The following is a 16,013-nucleotide window of genomic DNA, read 5'->3' as shown; positions in this document are numbered from 1 at the left end:
TTAGCCTGCTGCCTAGCAATCAACCCTGAGTTTGATATAAAGCGACCCGCTGTTCTAGCGAAAGCATAGTATTAGCCACTTCTTCAGCAGTATCGGCAAGCAACTGGCTTTGCTCAATTAACACGGTATTTTTATCTCTTATCTCATTAATACTTTGTTCTATCTGATTACAAGCATCGGTTTGTTCGGTGGTGCTGTCGGCAATTTGGGTATTCACATCGCGCATATCACTTACGCTCTGATTTATCTGAGAAAGGGTACTGCCGCCCGATTCAATTTTGACTTTAGATTCGTCGGAATACACCAGCCCTTTTTGCATCGAATCAACCACCTGCGAGGCGTTAGTTTGCAAAGTATCGATGATTTGATTGACCTCTCCGGTCGATTGCTGGGTTCTTGCTGCTAATGCTCGTACTTCATCGGCCACTACCGCAAAGCCCCGGCCTAATTCGCCAGCGCGGGCGGCTTCAATTGCGGCGTTTAAGGCCAACAAATTGGTTTGTTCCGATATCGCTTTAATCACTTCGATAACCGCGTTAATGCCCTGTACATTGTCGTTAAGTTGGCTGGTATAAACTTCCGAATCACTAAGTAAGCTATTTAAAGTTTGGGTGGCGGCTACCGATTCATCTACATCTTGCGAGCCCGATTGAATTTGCGCTTCCACTGACTCCGCCGCATTTGCCGCATTGCTGGCATTATCAGACACATTTCGCGCTGATTGAGATAACTGCACAGAAGCGCTAGCAACAGAGTCACTTTGCTGCATTTGCTGCATAACGATTTCTTTGGTTTCGCTACTCTGCTGGTTTAGCCCGCTCACTAAACCATTCACATCCACAATAGATTGCTTTAAGTCGCTAAACAGCTCATTGAACTCGGTGATTAAGGTATTAAAGGCAATCACCGTGGGGTGCTCGGTATTACTGGTAATAGTGGCGGTAAGATCTTTGTTTTCGGCCAGCTTATCTACTGCCAAAATAACCGAATTCGACACCTTCGTATCCTTGGCCATGTTTATCGCGTAAAAAATAAGTACTCCGCTTTCTACTACCACAAAGGCTGCATGCACAAACGCCGTTCCCCAAGAACAACCGGTGCTATACAAAATCACCGGTATATTCCCTATGCTCCCATCGTTTAGCTGCAAGGCAGTAAACACCAAATGATGCACTGCAATTAAACCGGCTGCAGCCACCACTGGTAACCAATCTTTGTAGATCAATACAAATGCCAAAGCCGCAAAGATATGGAAATGCATTTCCAATCGGCCTAACTGGGCCTGAATCATTACCATGGAATACACCATCAGCAGCATGGCGTTAATGCAAGAAGACAGTCGAGTGCCTCGCATATACGTATAGTTAAGCAAGGCTACAATGGAGATAAGCACCGACATAGTTAGCGCAAAAGAATGGCTTGCGTAACCAATGGGTACCAGTAGCCCTACTACGGGTAAATGCGCTAACAAAATATACAGCACCTGTTTATCGGCTAGCTGTGCGGAGTTAGAAATCATAATAAATCACCTTGTTGCAATAACTTAAAATCGGTAACTACCTGACTTATATCGAGGTTTTGTTGGGTATATACCAAACTCACTTCACCTCGTGGATTAAGCAGATACAAGTAGGCTGAGTGGTCAACAACTTGCTGATCAAAACTGGTTGAGACATAACCCGGAAAGCGTTGTGATACCTCGATGGATTGCTGAAAATCAGCAACCTGACGAAACTCAACTTTGTTTAGCACCGCAGAGTTAAAGGCCTGTTGAGGGTCGGATATCACTAAATCAATATACAAAAACTGGGCAGCCTGCAATGCCGCGTCATCGGCTAAGGCAGCTAAATTGAGGAGTTGGCGAGGGCAAGCCTGACTACAACCCTGAAAGCCTAAAAACAAATAGGTGTATTTGCCTTGGTAATCATTCAGTTCACCCTGTTGATTGAGCAAAATGTTGTAAGCCTGCGCTTGGCTAAGTTGCCCATAAAAGTCACCAGTTTGGGAAAATGGTGTTACAAATGGCAGCGCAAAAGCAAACATAGCTGGGCAAACAAACAGTAAAAAGGCCCTAAATTTAATGAGATAGTTTTTCATAGTTCTAGCTTAGTTGTAGCATAGCTAGTGACCCAGTTATCAGTAAGTAAGATTATGAACTGCCTCTCATTTTTCTTAGCAGAGCAACTTCCCAGCGAATTAAACGGCCCTGAGAGCAGAAAAAGCGAATGCCCTGCATTCGCTTTTTAATTGGGAAGCTGATTTGTACTAAGCCTGCCAAGCCCCGGCTGCTTGAGCAGCTGCTGCATAGGCAGAAAACGCTTTAGGTTTACGCCCCAAGGCTTGCTCTACTCCTTCACACAAATGGCTATTTCGACCGTCCATCACTACGCCAAACAATTCGTTCATTAACCATTGCATATCCGCTGGCAGACCTTGCTGCTCAAGCGCCTCAACAAACTGTGGGACGCTAATATCAATAAATTCTATTGGGGTATTTCTTAGCTGGGCGATTTGATTCACACACTCTCGCAAACTCAGTAGTTCAGGCCCGGTTACTTCAAATAACTTATTGGCCAAGGCGGGATTGGTTAAACAAGCAAAAGCCACTTCGGCAATATCGTCTACATCAACAAAGGGCTCTAATACATCACCGGCTGGTAAAGCGACTTGTCCGGCAATCACCGACTCAATTAAAAAGCCTTCACTAAAGTTTTGCGAAAACCAGCTGGCGCGAACCACATTCCAAGTGAGGCCACTATTGATTAACTGTTGCTCGGCAAGCTCTGCCCCCTGCTCGCCGCGGCCAGATAGCAATACTAAGTGCTTAATGCCGGCCTGCTTGGCTTTTTGGATAAACTGAGCAATGTGTTGTTTTGCGGCTGGAACCGCCAGATCTGGCTGATAAGTCACATAGGCTGAATCACAGCCCTGCATGGCCTCTAGCCATGTATCTGATTTTAGCCAATCAAAGGCTGGTGAACTTGAGCGTGAAACGCCTCGAGTAACGTGACCATTGGCCTGTAATAAAGCCTCTACGCGGCGACCGGTTTTGCCTTTAGCGCCAATAATTAAGGTTGTTGCTGTCATGGGTTGCTCCTGAATAGTTATTAAAGTTTTTGGTGTTGTGCACCTATTCAGTATCAAACAGCTCAGGTGGATTTTTAATGCTTATATAGCTACAATTTTTGATAATTCGTCCAAAAAACCTAGGCCAGAATAAAGATGTCACTCGATCCAAGCACCTTCCCCACCGCCAATGACCCTTTAGGCGAAGCTTTGCATCAACTACGGGTAGATGGAGGTTTGTATTGCCGCTCGACCCTGCGAGGCGCTTGGTCTGTATCAATGCCAGTACTCCCCGGAAAAATGATGTTTCACATCGTAACAACTGGCCAATGCTGGCTGTGTATTGAACAGCAAGCTCCGCGCTTGCTTAGCCAAGGCACTCTAGTATTAATTCCGCATGCACTTGGTCATACCTTAACTAGCGATCCACAACTCACACCCATTCCCTTGTTTGAATCTGGCCTCAAACGCTTAAGCGAGCGCTACGAAACCCTAGAGATAAATAACGGCGATGAACTAACAGAGGTTACCTGCGGCGTGCTGGGCTTCGACCAACTGGCAGCACAACAACTGATCCAGCAATTGCCTGCAGTATTGAGTTTGCAGCAAGATGAGTTAGCTCATCCGCACTGGCTTACCAGTACCCTTGGATTAATCTCTGCCGAAGCGCAGCAGCTAAAACCAGGCGGAGAAACCATTATTACCCACTTGGCCGATATTCTAGTGATACAGCTAATCCGCCATTGGCTAGAGCAAGCACCACAAGCTAGCGAAGGATGGTTAGGTGCGCTGCGCGATAAACACATTGGCATTGCCCTGCGTGCTATTCATCATCAACCAGAGAGAAACTGGACGGTCAGCAGCCTCGCCCAAGAATGCGGCATGTCACGCTCTGGCTTTTCGGCACGCTTTAGCCAACTTATTGGCAACAGTGTGAAAAACTATTTAACCCAATGGCGAATGAACCTGGCCCACCAGCGCTTACAACAGCAGCGCATCCCGCTTATAGAGTTAGCCGAAGAGCTCGGTTACAACTCAGAAGCAGCATTCTCCCGCGCTTTTAAACGGGTTATCGGCGTGTCTCCTGGTAAAGTGCTTTAGCACGGCAAATGCTAGAAATACTTCACACTATCGCCAGAGATTGAGCAGGTTTACACATCTTTACACTGCAGCTGGTAGTTTAAAAAAAAGGATTTTTTAAGGTGTAATTCAGTGATGAACAAACAGTTTGCTATTCAACTTGGGTTGGTGCTTTTACTCAGTGCCTGTGGCGGCGGCAGCGATGAAACGAGCTCTAGCGGAGATATTCCAGAAATTGACTTACCCATCACCGAGCCAGAAACCGAGTTAAACCTACCTGAAGAGCATTTTAACTACGCCAACATTGCCCTGCCTACTCACTACACTGAAAACAACTTTCCGGCGCAATCTCAGTTTCAACATGCTGCCATCGAGCTTGATAATACACCGGTAGACAATCCCATCACCGATGCGGGTGCTACCTTAGGCCGGGTACTTTTTTATGATAAAAAACTTAGCGCCAATGGCACTACTGCTTGCGCATCTTGCCATTTGGCAGAACATGGCTTCTCAGATCCGCGGGTACAAAGCATTGGTTTTGATGGCGAACTAACTCGCCGTCATTCAATGAGTATTGTTAACGCGCGCTTTTATTTTAGTGGTGCCTTTTTCTGGGATGAACGCGCAGCAACACTTGAAGATCAGGTGCTTATGCCCTTTCAGGATCCTGTAGAAATGGGGCTTATTCTCGCCGAACTAGAAGAAATTGTTTCAAACCAAACATACTACCCTGCTCTATTTAACGATGCCTTTGGTGATGAGAGTATTTCCAGTGACCGCATCGCCAAAGCCTTAGCGCAGTTTATAAGAAGCATGGTAAGCACCACCGCTAAATACGATATAGCCAGAAGCGAAGTGCTTTCTCCACGCCCTGATTTTCCGGGCTTTACTGCTCAAGAAAACCTTGGGAAAGACCTCTTCCTCTTGCCCAGAGAAAATGAGAATGGCGACCAAGCCAATTGTGCAGGCTGCCATGTTAGCGAGGCATTTGTAGGCCCAATACCTAATGGTCCGGTAGTTAGAACCACCGCCACAGTAAACGGGCTAGATGCGCTATCTACCGATGATTTAGGTATTTCTGAGACAACCGGCAATGCCAACGACACCGGAAAGTTTAAAGCGCCCTCGCTGCGTAATATTGCCATTCGCCCGCCCTATATGCACGACGGGCGTTTTGCCAGCTTAGAGGAAGTGATAGAGCATTACAGCAGCGGTATTCAGCTACACCAAAATTTACAAGCACCACTTTTAGACTCTAATGGCCAAGCTTTCCAATTCAATTTTAATGAAGAAGAAAAGCAAGCGCTCATCGCCTTTTTGAATACTCTCACTGACCACGACATGCTGGCCGACGAAAAATACAGTGACCCTTTTAACTAGGGTCTGTTGAACTTTTGCACTTACTTTTGCAGCAGTTTGTGGCTAATTTATAGATGACTGAGGCTTTAATGTGCAGCTGGCCTGCATGAGGAGCCGATAACGCAGTAGAAACCAGTCACAAACGCTGCCCGAAGGGTTCGGCTAAAATCCTTTTACGCTTTGTTAAGGAGTATTTGCTTAGAATAACTAGGCTGCACACTCCTTGCCGCGCTTAAAACGATTTTATCTCGAATAAAATTTAACCGCGAAAGGTCAACAGTCCCTAGGCACTAAATGTTTACATGGTGCGCATTGTAGATATAAGCATTTCGGTGTTCCATTTAGCTAAAGCTAATGTATACTGCGCGCCCAAATTAACCCTTCTCTCAACTGGCAAACTACTTTACCGCCAGCCAGAGTAAATGGAGTTCTACCCTTGAAAAAGATTGTTTCTGCTTTAGCCTTAAGCGCGTTAATTTCTGCGCCAGCACTGGCCAGCTCGCCAGTTATGTTCTCTAGCTTAAATGGCTACAATGCGCCTGATTCAGACGCTGTTGGTGGTGTACGTTTATCAGTACTTCACGGTCAAGTTGATGAAGTAAAAGGCGTGGATTTTTCTGTACTAGGCATGTCTGAAACCAAACGCACTACCGGTGTTAACTTTGGTTTGTTCTTTGGCGGCGCTAAAGTAACCGAAGAAATGAAAGGCGCATCCTTAGGTTTGTTTAACTGGAATACCGGTTCAACGACCGGCGTAAACCTAGCAGCGGTTAACGTGACAAACGACGTGAACGGACTAAACTGGAGCGCTGTAAACGTATCTGAAGGTTACACCAAAGCCGATGTTGGTTTGGCTAGCATGTCTGAAAAGTCTAACTTTCAGTTAGGTGTATTCAACATGACTAAAGAAATTGACGGAGTGCAAATCGGCTTACTTAACTGTGCCGACAATGGCTTCTTTAAGTGCTTCCCAATTATTAACTTCGCTAAATAATCTCAGCCAAGCTAATAAGCACAGTTAATAGCCAAGGCCAGCATATTTGCTGGCCTTTTTAGTGCAGCTAAAGTCACATCACATAATCCAATAATGCCCTGTATTAATTGCATAGCAATCAGTAACATAAAGGCTCAAGCGAACAAAAGCCAAGCCAGAAACTATAAGCCCTTAGCCACGGAAGCAGCCAGGATGTATTTACACTTAGGGATTAAGAAGCGGCACGCCAAACGAATTGGCTATAGCCGAGATTACTGTAACTATTGTGAGAAACCAGTGATTGCCGAACTGTGGCGTTATCGCGCTTGGCTAGGTTTGTTTTGGATCCCCATTTTGCCCTTAAATAAAAGGCAGCATTGGCTTTGCAGCAAATGTAATAAGCAAACCGATAGCCGCTACACCACTGGCTTAGTCTCAAAAATAGTGATTTTGTTATTTTCGCTGATCGTAACCGCTTTGCTATTTGACCCAGAGGCACAGCAATACAATAACTACATTTGGTGGCTACGGGGCTTAAGTATCATCATCAATATTTTGTGTTTAGTGTGGTTGTTTAAACATAAAAAACTGCCCAGTCACCAACAGCGGCGAGCCAAACTTGCACCACTTAAAGACGCCCACTGCCACTTTTGCCAGGGCCCTTTATACATTGGTTTAGAAACCAGATGTGACGCCTGCAAACTCAAGGTTTACCGCGCCGTAAAAGACGCAACAACGCCAAGTAGTAAGCGCCCCAACTAACCCGGGCTTACAAAGTGACAATTCACCCACACTTCTCTGGCTTAGGCTTGCTATTCTAAGCACTTAAGGCCATAGCTATATGATTAGCCCTGTTTACTTTAGGCGGCTATTAACACGCAGAACAAAACTAGTTAGCGACATGCTAGTGCAACCAAGGCTCAGCAATGCAAACTCAAACGCCGGCAAACAACAAGGCTAAAACCACAGCAAATACCCGCTCTATGCAGCCTGAGCAAAAAACTAAAAACCTGCGTATTTTGTTCGAGTTAATCGCCTTTATTCGCCCTTATAAATTTAAGGTAGCGGCTGCACTGCTAGCGCTCATTTTTACCGCTTCGCTCACGCTCTCGGTGGGTTATGGAGTGCGCATACTGATTGATGAAGGTTTCGCCCAGCAGTCGCAACAAGAACTGGGCAATGCCATTCAGTTTATTCTGCTAGTTACCCTGCTCATTTCTATCGGCACCTTTTTTCGCTTTTATTTAGTGTCTTCGGTGGGAGAACGGGTGAGCGCCGACATTAGGCTAGCGGTGTTTAATCACGTTATTACTTTGCACCCTAGTTACTTTGAAACCAACGGCAGTGGCGAAATTATGTCGCGTATCACCACCGACACCACCTTATTGCAAAGTATTATTGGCTCGTCATTTTCCATGGCCATGCGCAGCGCCTTAATGTGCGTGGGCGCAATAATTATGCTGTTTGCCACCAATATAAAACTCACCCTTATTGTATTAGCCTCGGTGCCTTTTATCTTGGTTCCTATCTTGATTTACGGGCGGCGAGTGAGAGCGCTATCGCGACAAAGCCAAGATTCAATGGCCGATGTAGGCAGCTATGCAGGCGAAGCCATTGAGCAAATAAAAACGGTGCAAAGCTACAGCAACGAGCCCCAAGAAAGCGCACTATTTTCTAAAGAAGTAGAAAAGGCCTTTGAAGTAGGCCGGCAGCGAGTTAAACAACGCGCCATCTTAATTTCTGGCGTGATAGTAATTGTGTTTAGTGCCATTGCTGGCATGTTATGGGTAGGTGGAAGCGACGTAATTAACGGCGTAATGTCGGCCGGAGATTTAGCCGCCTTTGTGTTTTATGCCATTATGGTAGCCTCTTCTTTAGCCACCATTTCTGAAGTATTGGGCGAGTTACAACGCGCTGCGGGTGCCACCGAGCGCCTGATAGAAATTCTCCAAGTAGAAAGCCACATTACCGCACCTCGCCAGCACCTCATTTCAGCCAAGGGGCTAGCCGCCGAAGTGGCCTTTAACAATGTTACCTTCTTCTACCCTTCCAAACCCGATATCGCAGCCACAGAGCAACTCAGTTTACAGGCTGATAAAGGCAAAGTACTGGCACTTGTTGGGTCTTCGGGCGCGGGCAAAACAACCCTGTTTGAATTGCTGCAACGCTTTTACGACCCGCAAAAGGGAGAGGTAAGTTTAGGCGGCGTAAACATTCGCCAACTAGATCCAGCAGCACTGCGCCAACACATGGCCCTAGTGCCGCAACACCCAGCCCTATTTAGCAGCGACGTATTCCACAACATACGTTATGGCAACCCCGAAGCCAGCGATGAACAGGTGATTGAGGCAGCGAAAAAAGCTCACGCCCATGAGTTTATTAGCCAACTACCACAAGGCTACAACAGCTTTTTAGGCGAGCGCGGGGTGCGCCTTTCTGGCGGTCAACGCCAGCGCATTGCTATCGCCAGAGCCATATTAAAGAACCCCAGCATACTGTTGTTGGACGAAGCCACCAGCGCCCTAGACAGCGAAAGTGAACACCACGTTCAGCAAGCCCTGCAAGAATTAATGCACAACAGAACCACCTTAATTATTGCCCATCGCCTATCAACTATTCAGCACGCCGACAAAATCGCGGTTATGGACCAAGGCCGCCTAATTGATGTTGGCAACCATCAATCTTTACTGCAAAGCTGCCAGTTATATCAACGCTTGGTAGAGTTGCAGTTTAAACATCAACAATAGCTAGGTAACCAAGGCCTAGCCTTAGCCGAAAGATGTAAACTGCAAAAGTGTTATTGGTTCTGAGCCATTTTACCTCTCGTATACGCTAAATTTTGCCCGTTTGGCCTTGAGGTGTAAAAATTACAATATTAGTATCAATCACTTAGCTAAGTGTGAAATTAAATAATAGGTTTATTAACTGTGCATGAGCGTTTTGCCAGATAACGTATTGAGCCTTATTATTGTTTCTTCAATAAGTTCATATGATTAGTTGCGTGCGCTTTCACTGGTCTACTGTGGGAAACACGCATGTGCACTATACAAATGTCAGAGGTATGCAATTGTGAACGTACGCGATGTACTTAAGTATATTCAAGCTAACCCGAACTGTAACTCTTTGGGAGTTGACTGTTACATTGTTAATGACCTTTGTGAGAGGGGCTTAGTTTATGGTGAAGATGTTACGTCATCTTCATCGCCGACCGAATTTGAATATCAAAATTTAAGGTTAACTACTCTAGGTGTTGATTACCTTGAAAAGCCGACAGTTTCAAAGCAAAGCAGCTTGTTTAGAATAGAAAAGTTATGGATTCCTATTCTAATAGTTGTCCTTGGAGCTGTACTTACATACGGATTAAAGTAACCGTATAGAGAGCAATCTCTAACAAGCGCTTTTAGCGGAATAAAAACAGTTAGCTTAGTTCAGCTTAACTCCGCACAATAGCCAACAATTTCCGTCCGCTTAGCGCGGCGTTAACTCAAACTCTACAAACCAAATTATCACTCTTAGCTATAAGCTTGTTTGCTCAGAACTTTACAAGCTCACTTCATCGACTAAATACAATATCGATTGATACACCACTCCGCTATGCTGCGATAAGCCTATTTCGCAGGTTCGGCTATTGCTGTAACCGCGGGTGCAGCCTTCTGGCACTTGGGCTTTAAGTGGCGCAAGTGCGGCTTGGTTTAACTCAGGGGTGGTAAAGCCTTTGTCTCCTGCCCAGCCGCAGCAATATATATGCTCTGGCAATACTGTTTGTTTGGCGCAGCGCTTGGCAATGCTTAATAAGGGATCGTGCATGTCCATTCGCCTAGAGCTACAAGTTAAATGCAGCATTACTGGCTCGTCGAGCATGGCAATCTCTAGCTTGTCTAAGGCGTGCTGGTGAATAAAGCCGATGGGTTCGTGAATATCTAAGTCTTTCTCAAACTGCTCTTTACTGCGTTTTGCACAGGGACTGGTGTCCATAAGTACTGGCCAGCGGCCATGTTCGCTAAGTTGCCAAATGCTGTCTTCTAGCTGTTGAGATTTGCTGCTAGCCAAATCAAACATGCCTTTGCTGTGATAAGGCATGCCGCAACATAGCTCATCACCATTGTCGGGAATTATCACCTCAAAACCGGCTTTTTCTAACACGCTGCAAGTCACTTCTAGCAAGGGGCGCGGGTCGATAGCATCTGCCGGTGGCGCCATAGTGCGCGAAGCACAGGATGGAATATACACGACCTTTTGTTTATGAAAGCGCGCTTGAGGGGGTTGATACTTTGCCCGCCGCGGAAAACTCGGGTTCCAGGTAGGCACTTTGCCTGCCGAGACTTTTGTAATGCCTTTGCTTATCGCACCGAGGGCTTTGTCGCCCAATACTTTGTGGCCCAGTTCAGCAGTTCCTAATCCTAAGCGCGTCATAGTGGCTACGCTAGAGAAATGCTCAGCTGTCCAACGGGCTATGTCTTGATGTTTGGCGTATTGCTTCTCTCGAAGTTTTCGCACTAAATCTCCGGTATTAATGCCTACGGGGCAACGGTCTGCGCACAAACCTACTGCGGCGCAGGTATCTACGCCTTGGTACTTAAAGTCTTTTTCTAGTTCGGCTAAGCGCAAGGGTTTATCGCCACTGCGGCGCAACTCGCTAAGTTCTCGATACAGCACTATCCGTTGTCGTGGGCTTAAACTTAAACTGCGCGAGGGGCAAACCGGTTCGCAAAAGCCACACTCAATACACTTATCCACTAAGTCATCGGCGGCTGGCATTGGTTTTAAATTAGCTAAATGTGCTTGTTTGTCGTCATTAAGAATAACTCCGGGGTTAAGCAAACCTTGCGGGTCAAACAAGTGCTTAATTTGCTGCATAAGTGCGATCCCCTCGGCGCCCCACTCTAGCTCAACAAAGGGTGCCATGTTGCGGCCAGTGCCATGCTCGGCTTTTAGTGAACCTTGGTATTTCACCGCCACCAGTTGGCTTACTTCATCCATAAAGCGTCCATAACGCGCCACTTCATCCGGGTCTTCGAAGCCTTGGGTAAAGACAAAGTGCAGGTTACCAGCTAGCGCGTGGCCAAAAATAATCGCTTCGTGATAGCCATGTTTGGTAAACAGCGCTTGCAGCTCGTTTACGCCATTAGCAAGACGTTCTACTGGAAAAGCCACGTCTTCGATAATCACCGTGGTGCCAGTTTCTCGCACCGCGCCCACGGCTGGGAACATGCCTTTGCGAATGGCCCAAAGGGCTGCGGTTTCGGCAGATTTAGTGGTAAACGCAACCTCACCGATGCGGGGGAAATCAAGCAAACTGTCCATCACTTGTTGGCACAGTTGGCTTAATTCATCGGCTTGGCTACCACGCGTTTCCACTAGTAAAGCGCAGGCTTGATTATCTAGGTCGGCGATAAACTCAGGCATGCCCGGCTGATTGGCTACCGATGCTAAGGCGCGGCCGTCCATTAGCTCTACCGCTGCCACTGGCTGTTTGGCTATTACCTGCACCGCCTTACAGGCTATCTCGCTGTTTTCAAATACTAATAAAGTTGAAGCTTTGTGCGGATGCTCTTCCACGGTGTTGTAGGTAAGCTCGGCTATAAAGGCTAAAGTCCCTTCTGAGCCAATCATTAAGTGCTGCAAAACATCGAAGGGATCGCTAAAGTCCACGAGTGCATTTAAGCTATAACCGGTGGTATTTTTAAGCCGATATTTATGGCGAATTTTGTCGGCTAAAGCTTGGTTCTGTTGGGTGGTTTGCGCCAGTTCACTTAGCTGCTCCAACAAACTAGCATGGCTTTGTTTAAAGGCTGCAACACTTTGCGGATCACCGGTATTAAGCACCGTGCCGTCAGAAAACACCAAAGTTATAGAAGCCATTGTATGATAAGAGTTTTGTGCAGTACCGCAACACATGCCCGAGGCATTATTGGCCGCAATGCCGCCAATTTTACAGGCGTTAATGGAAGCGGGATCAGGGCCAATTTTTCGCTGAAACGGCGCTAGATAGCGATTAGCATCAGCACCTATTACACCCGGTTGCAGGCTAATTTTATTGCCGTCTTCCAAAATTTGATGAGAACGCCAATCATCGCTCAGCAAAATAAGCACCGAATCACTAATCGCTTGGCCCGACAAGCTAGTACCTGCGGCCCGAAAGGTATAAGGCAGCGCTAACTCAGCGCAGTTAGCCATTACCAACTGCAGCTGATCCAAGCTGTTCACCTTAACCACCAGTTTAGGGATTAAGCGGTAAAAGCTGGCATCGGTGCCATAAGCCAAGGTTTGCGCTTTACTGCTCATAAGCTGCTCGGAGGCTAGCTTAAGCGACAGTTGTTCAAACAATTTTAGGTAAGGTCCGTCTAACTCGGTGTGTGCTTGAGTCATGCTTTTTGCTACTCCACTGATTCTGCTGGTACTTTAAAAAGTAAAATTTGTTCGGCTATTCGCCGTCAATCACAATCACAACTAACTCGCTGGGGCCATGGGCGCCGTAGGCTAAGGTTTGCTGAATATCAGCGGTTTTAGATGGCCCCGAAATCAACACCACATTGCTGGGTAAACCTTGCTGCCAGTGCTGCTCGGCCATTAGCTGAGCGAAATTATCTACAATTTGGCTGGCTTTAATAACGGCTACATGACAGGGCGCAATTAGCGATAAACTGCGCGGCTCTTCAGCGCTGGGCTTAAGCACTAAGGTGCCAGTATCAGCAATGCCTGCATCGCAAGCGGTAAAGGTAACTTGGGTGTTTTCAAACAAGGCGTGTTTATGTTGCTCAAATGGCTGTGAGAAATGGCTGAGTTGCAGCTTGTCGGCCAAAGCCAGCTTAATAAAAGAGTGCCACTCGCCGCCGATTCCACACATGGCAGATTGCCACTTATGCTGCTGATGTAACTCAAGCAAACAGGCAGATAATTGGCTAGAGCTAGTAAGGCTAAGCACCTCCGCGTGGGCAGCCACTAAAGCTTGCTTAAAACGGGCTAAACGCTGCGCTGCAGATTGTGCCTGCCAAGCTTTATAACTGGTGCTAGAGTTTGCTGGCGCCAAGGCCGATACAGCCTTTAAGCGCTGGATAATATTTTGCTTGGCACTAGTGGTACTGGCGGCCATTAGTTTGCTCCTTTGTTCACAGACGCTACAGACTCAGATGCCTGCTTAGCTGCGCGCTGCTTCATTTTTTGATGGAAGGTTTGCTCTGCCAGTTCCGGCTTGCTGCGACAGCGCGTCCACTCTCCCATGGGCATGGGTAAGTACTTGGCAAATTTTACCCCAACAGCCATCGCCCAATTATAAAAACGGGGGTGAGTGCTAAGCCATGCCCATACTCGCCAGGCATTATGTTCTAAACTGCTGGCGGCACTGGCTTGGCCTTTAAGGCTGGCAGCCTGCTTAGCTGCGGGCAATTTGGCATCGTGGCGTAAGCGCTGCAGTAAACTGGGAATGGGGATCTTAACCGGACAGACTTCTTCGCAAGCGCCACATAGACTAGAGGCGGTCACCAAGTCACTGGTTTGCTCTAAGCCCTGCAAGTGTGGGGAGATGATTTTACCAATGGGTCCAGGATAAGTGGTGCCATAGGCATGGCCGCCCACCCGAGTATAAACAGGGCAGTGATTCATGCAGGCTCCGCAACGAATACATTGCAGTGTTTTACGTAAGGCTTCATCGGCATAGGCTTGCGAGCGACCATTATCCAGCAATACCAAATGCACTTCACTTGGGCCATCACGCTCTGGCGCGCGCCGTGACCCTGAGATCATATTGAAATAAGTGGTGATCTGCTGGCCCGTGGCCGAGCGAGTTAATATGTTAAATAGTGGTGGTACATCACTTAAAAACTCCACCACTTTCTCTATGCCGGTTACCGCAATGTGTAAGGGCGGAACAGTGGTCGTCATTCGGCCATTGCCTTCGTTTTCAACCAAACACAAGGTGCCGGTTTCAGCCACCGCAAAGTTAACGCCAGAGATGCCCACATCGGCTTGTTTAAACTTAGTTCGCAGAACCTCGCGGCCAGTTTGGATTAGCTTGTCTACCGACAAGGTGTAGTCAAAGTCTTTAATATGCTGTTGGAATAAATCGGCCACTTGTTGTTTGTTTTTGTGAATCGCCGGCATGATGATGTGTGAAGGAGTTTCTTGGGCCAGCTGCACAATGTACTCACCCATGTCGCTTTCGACACACTCAATGCCAAGGTTTTCTAAGTGCTGGTTAAGCTCGATTTCTTCAGTCACCATCGACTTGCCTTTAACCACCTTGCTAGCACCTTTTTGCTGAATTAATTCGGCAATCAGCTGTTGAGCTTGGCTGGTATCTTCGGCCCAATGCACTTGTATTCCATTGGCTTGGCAGTTTTTCTCTAGCTGCTCTAATAGCTGTGGCAGCTTGCTTAAACAGCGTTGGCGAATGTTCTCTGCATGTTCACGAAGTTGCGCGAGCTCTTGCTCATCGCTGAAGGCGTCTTTACGCTTTTGTTGTAAGTAATCCATTGCGCCGCGAAAGTTACTACGCAGTTGTGGATCGGCTAAGGCATCGCTAGCTTGCTGCTTAAATTGGCTGGCTTGGTCATGTTGCACACTCATGCCTTAGCTCCTAAGGTGCGCTGCCATAAAAAGCTAGCTAGGTGCTGGCCGCTAAACTGATTGCCTTCTCCGCGGTAGGCTAAGTGGCCGTTGATATTGGCTAAACAACCCCAATCGGCACTCACTAAGTAGTTAGCACCAGATTGTTTTAGATGCTTTGCCTTGTCTTCCACCATAGCTTCGCTAATCTCGCTATGGCGCAGTGCAAAGCTGCCGCCAAAGCCACAGCATTCAGTTTCGTAATCGGCTTTTTTAAGCTCTACGTTTTTGAGTTGTGACAGCAGGGCTTGCGAGCTTGCATGTATGCCTAACTCTCGCCTTCCGCTGCAAGAGGTATGCAATACCACCGAGCTTAAGGGGCCTTGGTCATGCAGTTTTGCTCGGCAAATGTGGGCTAAAAATTCACTGAACTCGAACACCCGCTCAGCAAATGCTTCCGCTTGGTCAGCGTAAATCTCGTCATTCTTAAATAGCTGGGGGTAGTGTTTAAACATCATTCCGGCGCAAGAGCCAGACATCACCACAATGGGATAGTTTTTGGGGAACAGTTCCATTTGGCTTAAGGCAACGGTTTTAGCTTGGCCTTGATAGCCAGAGGTATATGCAGGTTGGCCGCAACAACTTTGCTTTTCGACCCAAACTACTTCTACCCCTTGTTGTTCGATAAGCTCTATGGCTGCAATGCCACCATCGGGATCGAGCACGTCCAACAAACACGTGGCATAAAAATACACCTTATGTGGTTTGCTGGGGTAAATCCTTAATCCCGTTTGGCTCATCCCTTTTCCTTACTCTTAGAACAACACGTTATTCATTAAGGTTTAGCATTTCAGCTTTGATTCTAGTTGTTTATGCGCGGGCGAAAATCAGACCTTAGTGCAAGTAAAGCGTGAACTGCTATGCAAGCTTTAGCTAAAAACAAACCTTTAATTAACATTTACTTTACACCTTGGTTATTTATCCATATATA

12 protein-coding genes are annotated in these 16,013 nt (G+C 46.9%); 5 read left to right on the top strand and 7 right to left on the bottom strand.

The genetic code is table 11. The annotated features are described in order from the left end of the window. Nucleotides 1–19 precede the first annotated feature (19 nt). From G6R11_RS02030 to G6R11_RS02020, 3 genes are all read right to left on the bottom strand, one after another. Nucleotides 20–1,519 (bottom strand): methyl-accepting chemotaxis protein, encoded by a 1,500-nt coding sequence (locus G6R11_RS02030; protein WP_163131006.1) that lies wholly within the window; start codon nt 1,517–1,519, stop codon nt 20–22. Next, nucleotides 1,516–2,097, bottom strand: coding sequence for an SCO family protein (locus tag G6R11_RS02025; protein ID WP_163131004.1), 582 nt, complete (start codon nt 2,095–2,097; stop codon nt 1,516–1,518). The genes G6R11_RS02030 and G6R11_RS02025 overlap by 4 nt, the downstream gene beginning before the upstream one ends. A 168-nt stretch (nt 2,098–2,265) precedes the next feature. Beyond that, nucleotides 2,266–3,087, bottom strand: coding sequence for an NAD(P)H-binding protein (locus tag G6R11_RS02020; RefSeq protein WP_163131002.1), 822 nt, complete (start codon nt 3,085–3,087; stop codon nt 2,266–2,268). Nucleotides 3,088–3,222: 135 nt separating this feature from the next. Between G6R11_RS02020 and G6R11_RS02015 the strand changes: the two genes are divergently transcribed. The 5 genes from G6R11_RS02015 to G6R11_RS01995 all read left to right on the top strand — a co-directional run bounded on the left by G6R11_RS02015 (nt 3,223) and on the right by G6R11_RS01995 (nt 9,225). After that, entirely contained in the window at nt 3,223–4,167 is a 945-nt protein-coding gene (locus G6R11_RS02015; protein WP_163131001.1) for an AraC family transcriptional regulator, read from the top strand. A 114-nt stretch (nt 4,168–4,281) separates the two neighbouring features. Further along, a complete protein-coding gene (locus G6R11_RS02010; protein ID WP_163131000.1) occupies nt 4,282–5,526 on the top strand; it encodes a cytochrome-c peroxidase in 1,245 nt (414 codons plus the stop codon). 415 nt (nt 5,527–5,941) lie between these two features. Further along, entirely contained in the window at nt 5,942–6,499 is a 558-nt protein-coding gene (locus G6R11_RS02005; RefSeq protein WP_163130998.1) for a VC2662 family protein, read from the top strand. Between the two features lie 192 nt (nt 6,500–6,691). Then, nucleotides 6,692–7,240: a hypothetical protein gene (locus G6R11_RS02000; protein ID WP_163130996.1), complete on the top strand. Its 549-nt coding sequence runs from the start codon at nt 6,692–6,694 to the stop codon at nt 7,238–7,240. Between the two features lie 164 nt (nt 7,241–7,404). Further along, a complete protein-coding gene (locus G6R11_RS01995) occupies nt 7,405–9,225 on the top strand; it encodes an ABC transporter ATP-binding protein/permease (RefSeq protein ID WP_163130994.1) in 1,821 nt (606 codons plus the stop codon). Between the two features lie 793 nt (nt 9,226–10,018). On the opposite strand, the gene G6R11_RS01990 is transcribed toward G6R11_RS01995, so the two are convergent. From G6R11_RS01990 to G6R11_RS01975, 4 genes are read right to left on the bottom strand one after another with little or no spacing between them, the layout of a single operon-like run. Beyond that, complete coding sequence (locus tag G6R11_RS01990; RefSeq protein WP_163130992.1) at nt 10,019–12,847, bottom strand: FAD-binding and (Fe-S)-binding domain-containing protein; 2,829 nt, start codon at nt 12,845–12,847, stop codon at nt 10,019–10,021. 55 nt (nt 12,848–12,902) lie between these two features. Then, entirely contained in the window at nt 12,903–13,571 is a 669-nt protein-coding gene (locus tag G6R11_RS01985; protein WP_163130990.1) for a lactate utilization protein C, read from the bottom strand. After that, the gene (locus G6R11_RS01980) at nt 13,571–15,043 is read right to left on the bottom strand and encodes a LutB/LldF family L-lactate oxidation iron-sulfur protein (RefSeq protein WP_163130988.1); all 1,473 of its coding nucleotides are present in this window, start codon (nt 15,041–15,043) and stop codon (nt 13,571–13,573) included. The genes G6R11_RS01985 and G6R11_RS01980 overlap by 1 nt, the downstream gene beginning before the upstream one ends. Beyond that, nucleotides 15,040–15,822 carry a (Fe-S)-binding protein gene (locus G6R11_RS01975; RefSeq protein ID WP_163130986.1) on the bottom strand — a complete coding sequence of 261 codons (783 nt, stop codon included), beginning with the start codon at nt 15,820–15,822 and terminating at the stop codon, nt 15,040–15,042. Before G6R11_RS01975 ends, G6R11_RS01980 begins: the two co-directional genes overlap by 4 nt. Nucleotides 15,823–16,013: the final 191 nt, after the last annotated feature.

It is taken from the genome of Agarivorans sp. Alg241-V36 (assembly GCF_900537085.1).
In the GTDB taxonomy this organism is placed as follows: Bacteria; Pseudomonadota; Gammaproteobacteria; order Enterobacterales; family Celerinatantimonadaceae; genus Agarivorans.
Note: the sequence above shows the minus strand (reverse complement) of the source record. Positions and strands in the feature narration are given on the sequence as shown.